We start from the raw sequence: 11749 nt of genomic DNA, 5'->3' as shown, positions 1-11749 counted from the left end.
ATTGAAAATTATCATTGCGCCTGATTCCTTTAAAGAGAGCATGACCGCCGCGGAGGCGGGGCAAGCAATGGAGTCCGCCGTGCTGCGGGTGTTTCCGGAAGCGGACGTCCAAACGATCCCGGTCGGCGACGGCGGCGAAGGCACGCTCGAGACGCTGCTAAGCGCCGCAGGAGGATTTCGCCGCGAAGCGACCGTAACCGGTCCGATGGGGGAACCCGTTCGGGCGTCGTACGGCATTCTTGGCGACGGGGAGACGGCCGTCGTCGAGATGGCGCAAGCGAGCGGGCTGCAGCGGGTTCTCCCGGGGAAGCGCGATCCGCTGATCGCTACGACATACGGAACGGGCGAATTGATTCGCGCGGCGTTGGCGCATGGCGTGAAACGGCTTGTCGTGACGATCGGTGGCAGCGCGACGAACGACGGCGGGGCGGGCATCCTGCAGGCGCTCGGCGCCGCGCTTACGGATGAGCGGGGGAATCCGATCGGCTTCGGAAGCGGAGCTTTGCATGCGCTGCATCGGGCAGATTTGTCCGCGCTGGACTCCAGATTGCAATCGGCTGTCATTCGAGTGGCTTGCGATGTGAGCAATCCCTTGCTTGGCGAGCGCGGCGCTAGCCGCGTCTTTGGCCCGCAAAAAGGGGCGGATGGCGAAACGATCGAACTGCTGGAGTCGAATATGCGGCATTATGCGGAAGTGATGCGCAAGGAAACGGGAATTGCCTTGGATGACGTTCCCGGCGCGGGGGCGGGCGGCGGCATCGGAGCTGCGCTTCTGCTGCTAGGTGGCGAATTCGTGTCTGGCATCGACCTTGTGCTGGATACGCTGTCATTTGACGAGAGAAAAGGCCGATGCGGATTTCGTGTTGACGGGGGAAGGCAGAATCGACGATCAAACGGCCGAAGGCAAAGCGATCGCCGGCATCGTGAGAAGAGCGGGCAATGCGGGCGTTCCGGTGCTGGCATTCGCGGGCTCCGTTCGTCCGGGCTACGAGCGGATGCAGGAATGGGGCCGTCTGTCCGTCCATAATATCACGCCTTCTTCTTGCACGTTCGAAGAGGCCCTTCGGGCAGGCAAGCTTAATTTGGCGAATAGCGTAGAAATAACGTTGCGTTCGCTTCATCCGGACATGAAATGATTTCTCGATCGCCGCTTCCTTCAACAAGAAAGTACGTTCGCATTTATGCATAAGATATAGTATACTAGAAGTGCGGTTGAAACGGCTCTTTGGAAGGCGCGGGAGGTCTGGCCTCCGCTTTCTTGGCCGGCCGCCCTTAGGGCGATCTATTGCGAAACCGTAGATGCAACCGCATCTGCGGTTTTTATTTTCATATATACTACAGCCTTTTCGGCTGTTTGATGATAGGAAAATCCAACCCGGGAGGATAGCGGGGCCGTTATGTCACAACATTTGCAATGGTTGAACCATCATGAGCCGCAAGCAAGCGGAGAACGCATCGTCGTCCGAAACGTTTGGAATGACGAAGTACATATTGCATGGGAGCGTACGGATGAAGCGCCGCAAACGAAAACCTTTGCGCTGAACGGCGAGGAAATCCCTACCTTCGCGGCGAAAGCGCAAGGGGATTGGAAACCGTTTGTCTTCGGAAATACGGGGGATTTGCTGCGCAAGCACCCGATATTCGAGGAAGCGGAACTGGTGCTGATCGGTTACGCGGAAGCGACGGGCGGCGTCGGGCAGTCCCTGGCGGTCCCTATGGTCCTGATCGGGGACAATCGCTTTCGCGCGGCCGATCTGTCGCGCGGGATCAAGCCGGATGCGAGCTATGTTAGAGCGGGCGACGGATGGCTGCCCGTCAAGCTGTTGAAACGGATCGGCATCGGCCCGATGGGCCGGACGACGAATGGAGCTCCGCTCGACAAGCCTTACCAACTAACCCCGTTCGAGACGCTTCGGCGCGGCGGCGACAGGTTGCAAGGCCCTTGGAAACGGGTGTTGTTTCCGGATTTGGATTGGCCGTACGGAGGGGAGAAGCCGGTGGCGGATCATTTGCGGTTTCTGGCCGCGTGGGGGATATGCGGCGGAGTAAAGGGCGGACTCGACAGGCATGCGGCCGAGTTGCTCGATTTTCTGGAATCGACGCTCCGCGATTGCCCCGAATGCCGCATTCTCGTCGTCGGCAAGAAATACGCGCTGCAGCGGCTGATCGAGAAGGGCCAAGCGGGCGAGACCAAGGCAACGGGAATGGAAGAACAATTAACGTTCGAACTGGATGACGCCTTTCTTGGCCGCAATGCCGCGGGCAAGCTGCAGGGCGTCGCCGCCGCCACGCCGCACGAGCTTGCATTGCGGCCGGAGTTGCGTTCGGCGGGCGTTGATATTTTGGTCATGCTGGAACCCGACGATTTGACGAAGTCGACGTCAACCCAAGCGTATCGCAACTTGAACGGAATTAAGGCAAGGCTGCGCCTGGCGGTATATTCGAAGGCGGGATACATCGACAAGCCGGCGGTAAAGGCAACCCATATGCGGCTGTTGAAACTGCACGAACCGCCTGCGAGGCGGTATGCAATTTACGACCCGGACAAGCCGGTTAAGAAATTGCCGCCGCCCTATCGCGCAACGGAATGGAATTCCGGCGCCTCTTCTTCGGCTTATCCCAAAGAAACCAAATTTGCCGAATTCGATACGGGGTTCGGAACGGCAAGCGGCGTACGGATCCCGCCGCGTCCCGCCGCCGGCGGATCGAGCGCGGCGCGGACGGCGCCTGAGCCGGCGGGATATGCGAATTACTCCAATGGCGGGCAATCATTCGTGCGGCAGGCGAAGGAACTGGTACATGCCGTAGGGCCGGAAGTTCCGTTCGTGCCGTTCATGAGCTATTGGCCGACATATGGGGCCATGACCAACGCGCAGAAGAAATGGTACTTGTATTGGCGGGGGGAAGTGCGCCGGCAGCGTTACCCCGAAACGGATCTCTCCTATATTTTTCTTTATGTTTATGAGCTGATCAACGGCATCGGCTGGGAGGATCCGATGCAAGGTTGCAAAGCGCTGCGGAATGTATGGGAAGCGTACCGCCGGCGTTACCTGAAGCTGGACGTGTACGTGGCCGTCTGGCTGGCCGATTTTATATTGGCGCATCGGTTGGATGTGCCGATTTACGATATATTGCGGCTGACGCCGCGCGGGCTCGCGGGCGAACTGCTCGACCTCGAATTGCAGGGCAGATTCGCCGCGGAACCGCTTGACTTGCCGTTCGAGCTGGCGCTGCAGCTATCGGATTACGATGTGCGGCGCAGCAAATTTTATATCGAAACGGGAAGAACGCTGATCGAGACGTATGTGCCGAAAGTTTTTGCGCTCGTGGACAGTTATTTGCGGAAACGGCACGGGATGCGCATGATCGAATTGTTTCATCCCGGACCGCAGCGGATTGTGGCAAGAACCCTCTTTCACAGCGCCGTGTACGACGTTTCCTTGTTCGGCCGCACGTTTCCGATTGCGGCTCCGCCGATTAGCGATCACGAGCCGCTGCGCGATTTTACGTCACAACTGATCCGGTTGACCGAGAACAAACTGCGCGAACTGCTCGGCTTCAAAGGGCGGCTGCGCGGCATTGCCATCGAGCCGGAAATCGAATTGCTCGTATCCCGCTATCTCGAACGGGAGCTGAATCGAGGCGCCGAACCGGAGAGCGCGGCAGCGGCCGTGCAGATCGATGCGGCGAAACTGGCGCAGCTGCAGCAAGACTCCGAGACCGTTCGGCAGCTTCTTACCGTTGAAACGGAAGAAGAGACAAGGGGTACGGAGCAAGCTGCCGGGAAAGAGAAGGAGCAGGCCGAAGGGGAACGTCTGCGGACGGCATCCCCGGCAACGGTTAAGGTTGTCTCCGCCGTTTCGGAGGCTTCGGACGATTCCGGTCCGTTAGCCGAAGCCGAAGCGGAACATGCGGGCGGCGTCGTATGGGATACGTCGGAGCTTGGCGAGGAATGGAAGGAACTTTCCGCCATGCTGACCCCCGCCCAACGCGAAGCGCTGTATGCATTAAAGAGCGGGCTCGGCGAACGGGAAGTCGCGGCTGCGGCCGAGCGGGAGGGCACAATGGCGGAACTGCTGCTGGACGAGATCAATGCGGCGGCGATGGAAACGATCGGCGATCTGCTTATCGACGGCGGTATGATTGTGGAAGAATATTTGCCGATGCTGGCGAATTTGACGAGGTGATATAGATGATGAATCAGGTGAAAATTCCGAAACGAATGACGACCGCGCTCGTTCATTCGCTGACGGCGGGCGTCGTCCCCCGCATCGGATTGGAGCATATTGCGGTCGGCCGCAAAGACGAAATCGAGTCGATTCTTCGCGAGATGGACAATATCGCGGAAGGCGGAGCGGCATTTAAGCTGATTACGGGAAGGTACGGCAGCGGCAAAAGCTTCCTCCTCCAGGTGATCCGCAATTATGCGATGGATCGCGGGTTCGCCGTCGCCGATTGCGATCTTTCTCCGGAGCGGAGACTGGTCGGTACGAAGGGACAAGGACTTGCGACGTACCGCGAACTGATGTCGAACCTGTCGACGCGAACCCGTCCGGACGGCGGCGCTCTGGAAGTAATGCTGCAGAGATGGTTCTCGCTTTTGCAGCAAAACGCCATGAAGGACTCGAATTTGCGTCCGGACGATCCGGCCCTTCAGCCGGAGGTGGAGCGGCGCATCTTCGAAGTGACGAACGAAATGGTAAGCATGGTGCATGGATTTGACTTTGCCAAAGTGCTTGCCGCCTATTGGAACGGGTATAAAATGGCGGACGACGAGCGGAAACAGGCGGCGATGCGCTGGCTGCGCGGCGAATTCGCAACGAAGACGGAGGCTCGCAAGGCGCTGGACGTCGGCGTTATGATCGATGACGACAATTGGTACGATTACATGAAGCTGTGGGCGGAATTCGCCGCCAAAATCGGGTACAAAGGCTTGCTGTTGTTTATCGACGAAGGGGTTAACCTGTACAAAATTTCCAACAGCGTCTCGCGCCAGAGCAACTATGAGAAGCTGCTCACCATGTTTAACGATACGATGCAGGGCAAGGCGTCGCATCTCGGCATCTGGATGGGCGGAACGCCGCAGTTTGTCGAGGATGAGCGGCGCGGGCTGTTCAGTTACGATGCGCTGCGCTCCCGCCTGATCGAAGGACGTTTCGGCAGCGGCGGAATGAGAAACTTTACGGGACCGCTGCTGCGGCTTGAAATGCTGTCGCATGAGGAAATTTTGGTGCTGCTGCAAAAATTGCGGGACATTCACGCCATGCATAACGACTATGTCCCTACGCTTGCGGACGGCCAACTCGTACGATTTATGGAGGCGGCAATCGGCAGGCTGGGGGCCGACAAGCTGCTTACGACGCGCGAAGTCGTGCGCGATTTCATGGACTTGCTTAATACGCTTCACCACAATCCGGAGAGCGATTTTGAAGATTTAATCGGCAAGATGTCCTCGAGCGTCTCGTCCGCCGCTTCGAATCCGTCGGCCGCGAAGTCGGACGAGTCGGCGGCGGTGGACGACGTTTTGGCGGAGTTTGATTTATGAGCGCCAATCCGTTCTACAGGCTGGCGCCGTTCATTCAGGAATTCATTTACCGCAAAGGATGGGAAGAACTGCGCGAAGCCCAGGTTGAAGCTTGCCGCGTTCTCTTCGACACGTCCAGTCATTTGCTGATCGCCTCGGGCACCGCTTCGGGCAAGACGGAGGCGGCCATGTTTCCCGCCTTGACCCGCCTGCACGAGCAACCGTCCCGATCGGTCGGCATTTTGTACGTTAGCCCGTTGAAGGCGCTCATCAACGATCAATTCGAGCGTCTGAACGATTTGCTCCGGGAAGGGCATATCCCCGTATGGCATTGGCATGGGGATGTGTCGCAAGCGGAGAAAGCGCGCCTTATGCGCAAGCCTTCCGGCGTTTTGCAGATTACGCCCGAATCGCTGGAAGGGCTGCTGATGAATCGTCCGAATGCGATTCCCGCCTTGTTCGGCGATTTGCGTTTTGTCGTCATCGACGAGGTGCATGCCTTCATGGGCGCGGACAGAGGGACGCAGCTGCTCTGCCAGCTGGCGCGCATCGAGCGGATGGCGGGCTGTTCGCCGCGCCGAATCGGCTTGTCCGCCACCTTAAGCGATTACGATACGGCGACCGGCTGGCTCGGCGCAGGCACCGCCTATGGGGTGGAAGTGGTCGCTCCGCCGGGCGGACGCAAGCTGCGGCTTTCGATCGAGCATTTCTCGTTCCCCGATGCGCGGGACGAGGAGCAGGCGATGGCGCTCGAGAATGCGCGCCGGTCGTATTATAACTATATCTACGATCAGACGCGGTCGAAGAAAGCGATCATCTTCAACAACAGCCGTTCGGACGCGGAACTGACGACGCTCGAACTGCGCCGCGTCGCCGCAAAGCGCGAAGAGCCGGATGTGTTCTACGTGCATCACGGCAGCATCTCGGCGATGCTGCGCGAGGAAGCGGAAGCGGCGCTGCGCGAAGGCGGCGGACCGGCGGTCGCTGCGGCTACGCTGACGCTTGAGCTAGGCATCGATCTTGGGCAGCTCGAACGCGTCGTTCAACTCGGCGCCCCTTACAGCTGCTCCAGCTTTGTGCAGCGGCTGGGCCGGTCGGGCCGGCGCGGAGGCGCGCCGTCGGAGATGCTCTTCGTCTGTCCGGAGGAGGAAGACGAAGAGGCGCAGCTGCCCGCGCGCATGCCGTGGACGCTGCTGCGGGCGATCGCGGTCATCGAGCTGTACGTCCAAGAGAAGTGGATCGAGCCTTTGGGCATGCGGAAGATGCCTGTAGGGCTGCTCTATCACCAGACGATGAGCGTGCTCAAGAGCATCGGCGAGGCCGTTCCGGCCGAGCTTGCGAGAATGGTATTGACGCTGCCTCCGTTCCAAACGATCCATCCCGACGATTACAGGACGTTTTTGCATTATTTGCTGGAAACGGACCATATTCAGCGCACGGAAGAAGGCACGCTCATTATCGGGCTCGCGGGAGAGCGCATCGTGAACAACTTTCGATTTTACGCGGTGTTTCAGGATGATGAGGAGCATTCGGTATACAACGAATCGGAGGAGATCGGCTCGATTACGACCGTGCCGCCGCCGGGGTATTGCTTCTCGCTCGCCGGGATGCTGTGGAAGGTCGAGGAGATCGATACGAAGCATAAAGCGGTGTACGTCAAGCCGGCCAGAGGCAAGGTCGACACGCTCTGGCTCGGCTCGGGCGGCGATATTCACGGCCGCGTCATGCGCAAAATGCGCGAGGTATTGGCGGAATCGACGCTATATCCATATTTGGCGCCGGGCGCGGTACAACGGCTGGAACGCGCGCGCCGTCTCGCCCGCGAGAGCGGACTGCTGGAGAGCGCCGTCATTTCGGCGGGAGGCGATTCGCTATTCGTGTTGCCCTGGGTCGGGAGCAAGCAATTCCGCACGCTGGAACGGCTCATCAAGCACCATCTGTCAGATCGGCTGGCGCTGCGTTCCATCGTTCCGATGGAGCCCTATTACATGGTCGTAGCCGGCAGAACGGACGCCGGCACGCTGCTGCAAGAAATCGTCGCTGCCTGCGCCGATCCGTACGGACCGCTCTCCCTGTTGAAAGAAGACGAAGCCCCATATTTGGGCAAATACGACGAATTCGTCGCGCCGAAATTGGTGCGCAAAGCGTTCGAGACGGACGGTTTGGACGTCGAGGGATTGGCGGAAGGATTGAAAGGCTAGTGTAAATCGACGCAATCGAATGGAACTTGCGATCCCCCCCTACATTGGGAACGAAAGTATCTTATTTGCGAATCTCAATTCGTTAATAAGGCAATTTCGTTCCCAATTTTCGTTCTCGAGGCGAAATCAGGGATGAATAAGCAATAGCTTTGCATTGATTTTTAAAACGGGATAGGATGACAAAGCAGTGTGGCCATCTTTTCAAACCGCCCGCCCCAGTCGGAAAGAATAACCAGGCAATGAAGGACCTTTCATTCAGAAACCTGCAATTGAGGTCAATTTCATCATTCGCCACCGTTGATGTAACTGGCTTTATTGCGCATATCGAAGGGGATCGCTCCTTGTTTCGAAGGCGATCCGCGCGGACCTAGGCGCTAACGAAACTGTCAATCCTTATTGGGCTCAAAATGAAGACGTTCCCATATTAACGAAAGTACATATCGTTATTCATTGGAAATCGGCCGTTTTACCGCCTTTTTCCCCTCATTAGCGTGTTCCAGTTTCGTTACATCAGCAACAGGGTCATTTACCGGCTATTAGCGTGTTCTAGTTTCGTTAGCCCGCCTGACGGGGTGTCAGCCGCTGCGATTTTCCGGTCCAAGTGCCCGGAGGGTCGAACGTTTAGGATGAAACGGAATCGTAGAACGGAACGGGAAACGCAATTCCGAAGCCGCTCTTAAGAAATGTCCACAACTTCTGTCGACAAAACTGTAGATCTATCGATTTCCCTTGCGGCGAACTGTACGTATAATCAACTGTGACGGAAGTCACACTGCTTCCGGTTTGATGTGGCCGCATCAATACGTATGAAAGCGAAAACAATGTAGGGGGAAATCAAATGAAGCGTAGCAGGTTTCAGAGTATAGGCCTTATCCTTATCGCGTTCGTTTTGGTGCTGGGAGGTTGCTCCACAAGCGGAGGTAGCCCCGTCAAACCGGAGAATGGGGCGGAAGCGCCGGCCGGAGACGAACGATCTGCGGGTTCGACGGATGTGAAATTGACGGTTGCCACCGTGAATAATCCGGATATGGTCGTCATGCAGAAGATGACGAAGGAATTTGAACAGGAAACGGGCATTAAAGTGGAGTTTGTCGTTCTCCCCGAAAACGATTTGCGCAAAAAAGTAACGGAGGACGTCGCTCTGGGAGCAGGAATGTTCGATATTGTCACCATCAGCAACTACGATACTCCGATCTGGGCGCAAAACGGCTGGATCGAGCCGTTGTCCCCGTATTTGGACAAGATGAGCGCCGAACAACGGGAACAGTACGACATCGAGGATGTTTTCGAAATGATTCGTAAAGCGCTTTCGCATAATGACCAGCTCTATTCGCTGCCTTTCTATGCGGAGAGCAGCATGTTGTACTACAATACCGAAATGCTCGAAAAAGCCGGAGTAACAATGCCGGAAAACCCGACCTGGGACGAGGTGGCGGACATTGCCAAACAGGTCAAAGCGGCGAATAACGTTCCGGGAATCGTGCTGCGCGGCTTGCCGGGATGGGGAGAAATGATGGCTCCGCTCAATACGGTCATTAACGCCTTTGGCGGACGTTGGTACGACATGGAATGGAATGCGCAGTTGAATAGTCCCGAAACGACGGAAGCCGTCGAGTTCTATACGAATTTGATCAAGGAAGCGGGACAGCCGGGAGCGTTCTCCACCGGGTTCACCGAAGCCTTGACGCTCATGTCTACCGGCAAGGCCGCGATGTGGTACGATGCGACGGTGGCCGCCGGATTTCTAAACGATGAGAAATCGTCGCAGGTTGCCGGCAAGATCGGCTACGCGCTGGCGCCAAGCCGGAAGAAGGATAATACCGGCTGGCTGTACGCATGGTGTTTGGCCATCGAATCGGCAAGCAAGCATAAAGAAGAAGCGATGAAATTCGTTGCTTGGGCGACAAGCAAGCAATATATCGAAAAGGTCGGCGAATCGGAAGGATGGGGAGTGGTACCGCCCGGAACGCGCCATTCGACCTATGACAATCCGAAATACAAGGAGGCGGCCCCTTTCTCCGAGATCGTATTGAAATCGCTGGAATCGGCTGATTATGACCAACCGACCGTCGACCCTGTTCCATACAAAGGAATCCAGTTTGTCGCTATTCCGGAATTCCAGCAGCTGGGAACCGAAGTCAGCCAAGAGATCGCCGCGGCGCTGTCGGGACAGAAAACGGTGGAAGAAGCGTTGAAGCTTGCCCAGCAAAAAGCGGAACAAGTGGCACAGGACGGCGGATACAAAAAGTAACGAAGGCCGCAAGGGGGGAGGCTCCCCCCTTAATTTGTACGGATAAGGTGGTAACGTTAAAATATGGGAAATGTCAAAACGACGGCGCGATCGGTGCAACCATCGAGAAGGCTCCTTTTGCCCGCCGTCCTGTTCGTCGCCGTCGCGACTCAAATTCCATTTCTCATTACTATTTTCTATAGTTTGCACAAATGGAATTTGATGCGGCCCGACCTGGGAAGGAAATTTGCGGGGTTCGCCAATTTCAAACAAATTGTAAGCTCGCCGAATATATGGACGGTCATTCTGAATACGTTTGTGTTGACGACGGGAGCGTTACTCATTTGTTTGGCGTTAGGGATGCTGCTTGCTTTATTGTTGAATCGTTCGTTTTTCGGCAAGGGACTGGTGCGGACTTTATTGATCACGCCGTTCTTTATTATGCCGACGGTTACGGGAATCATTTGGAAAAACATGCTGTTGGATCCGAATTTCGGGGTGCTGGCATACGTATCGGGCTTGCTCGGAGCGCAGCCTGTCGAATGGCTGACGCATTATCCGTTGTTGACGCTTATGGCGATGATCGCATGGCAATGGACGCCGTTCTTTTTGCTGGTACTGCTGGCGGGACTGCAATCCGTCCCGGAAGACGCGCTGGAGGCCTCGCTTCTGGACGGGGCGGGAAGAGTCGGCCAATTTTTCCACGTAACGCTGCCGCATCTTCTGCGCTATATCGAAGTTGCCTTATTGCTGGGGATCGTCTTTATTCTTCAGGAATTCGGCCTCATCTACGTGACGACCTCCGGCGGACCGGGGTATGCGTCCACGAATTTGTCGTTCCTGGTATACCGCAGCGGGTTTCAGGGCTGGGATGTCGGCGAAGCGTCCGCCGTCGGCGTCATGATCGTGATTATCACCGTCTTGCTGATGACGCTGCTGTTTAAATTGTTGCGGAGAACGTTTCGGGGGGAATTAACATGAAGAGACTGGCATCCGTCGGATTGACGTTCGCAACGTATCTGATCGCAATCGTTTATTTCTTCCCGGTTCTGCTTATGTTCATCACCGGGTTTAAGCAAGAATCGCAGGCGACCGTGATGCCTCCGGCGCTCATTTTCACGCCGACGCTCGAAAATTTCAAGTTAGTATGGAGTTCCGGGGCGGCCCATTTCTTTCAAAACTCGCTGCTTGTATCGGCAGTGTCCACGGCTGCGGCATTGTTGCTGGGCGTGCCGGCCGCCTACGCGCTCGCGATGTACCGCATCAAGCGCGGCGACGATATTTTATTTTGGTTCATTTCCACCAAGATGCTTCCGGTAGTCGGGGCCATTGTTCCCGTGTATCTCGTCTTTAAAAACATCAATCTGCTGGATACGCAATTGGCCTTGATTGTGATGTGCGTGGCGATGAACGTTCCGCTCGTCGTATGGATGATGCGTTCCTTCTTCAAGGACATCCCTTACGATCTCATTGAAGCGTCGCAAGTCGACGGGGCCTCCGGAATTCAAGGGTTTCTCAAAATTACGATCCCTATCGTCCGGCCCGGCGTCGTTTCGACGGGAATGCTGTGCGCGATTTTCGCCTGGAACGAATTTTTGCTGGGCGTCAGTTTGACTTATACGAATGCGGCGACTATGCCTGTCTACATGGCCACTTTTATGACCCAAGAAGGCCTGTTCTGGGCGAAAATGTCCGCCGTTGCAACGATTTCCGCATTGCCGCCGATGATTTTGGGATGGTTTACGCAAAAACAATTGGTTAGAGGAATGACTATGGGTGCGGTAAAAGGATAAA

Annotated in this window: 7 protein-coding genes and 1 pseudogene; all 8 read left to right on the top strand. The window is 56.5% G+C overall.

From position 1 onward, the window contains the following. Window positions 1-40: 40 nt before the first annotated feature. Window positions 41-793, top strand: a pseudogene (locus LQ229_RS08755) (glycerate kinase); the annotation flags it as partial. Then, window positions 783-1136 carry a glycerate kinase gene (locus LQ229_RS27280; protein ID WP_356710128.1) on the top strand — a complete coding sequence of 118 codons (354 nt, stop codon included), beginning with the start codon at window positions 783-785 and terminating at the stop codon, window positions 1134-1136. The pseudogene LQ229_RS08755 and the gene LQ229_RS27280, both read left to right, overlap by 11 nt. 261 nt (window positions 1137-1397) lie before the next feature. After that, the gene (locus tag LQ229_RS08750; RefSeq protein ID WP_230191474.1) at window positions 1398-4187 is read left to right on the top strand and encodes a TerB N-terminal domain-containing protein; all 2790 of its coding nucleotides are present in this window, start codon (window positions 1398-1400) and stop codon (window positions 4185-4187) included. 8 nt (window positions 4188-4195) lie between these two features. After that, window positions 4196-5545 carry an ATP-binding protein gene (locus LQ229_RS08745; RefSeq protein WP_230191490.1) on the top strand — a complete coding sequence of 450 codons (1350 nt, stop codon included), beginning with the start codon at window positions 4196-4198 and terminating at the stop codon, window positions 5543-5545. Then, a complete protein-coding gene (locus LQ229_RS08740) occupies window positions 5542-7725 on the top strand; it encodes a DEAD/DEAH box helicase (protein WP_230191473.1) in 2184 nt (727 codons plus the stop codon). Before LQ229_RS08745 ends, LQ229_RS08740 begins: the two co-directional genes overlap by 4 nt. Window positions 7726-8563: 838 nt before the next feature. After that, a complete protein-coding gene (locus LQ229_RS08735; protein WP_230191472.1) occupies window positions 8564-9976 on the top strand; it encodes a sugar ABC transporter substrate-binding protein in 1413 nt (470 codons plus the stop codon). Between the two features lie 63 nt (window positions 9977-10039). Beyond that, window positions 10040-10936, top strand: coding sequence for a sugar ABC transporter permease (locus LQ229_RS08730; RefSeq protein WP_230191471.1), 897 nt, complete (start codon window positions 10040-10042; stop codon window positions 10934-10936). After that, window positions 10933-11748 (top strand): carbohydrate ABC transporter permease, encoded by an 816-nt coding sequence (locus tag LQ229_RS08725; RefSeq protein ID WP_230191470.1) that lies wholly within the window; start codon window positions 10933-10935, stop codon window positions 11746-11748. The genes LQ229_RS08730 and LQ229_RS08725 overlap by 4 nt, the downstream gene beginning before the upstream one ends. The last annotated feature ends 1 nt before the right edge of the window (window position 11749 follow it).

Source organism: Paenibacillus sp. CECT 9249 (genome assembly GCF_918697855.1).
Taxonomy (GTDB): Bacteria; Bacillota; Bacilli; order Paenibacillales; family Paenibacillaceae; genus MSJ-34.
This window is presented reverse-complemented; position numbering and strand designations above follow the sequence as displayed.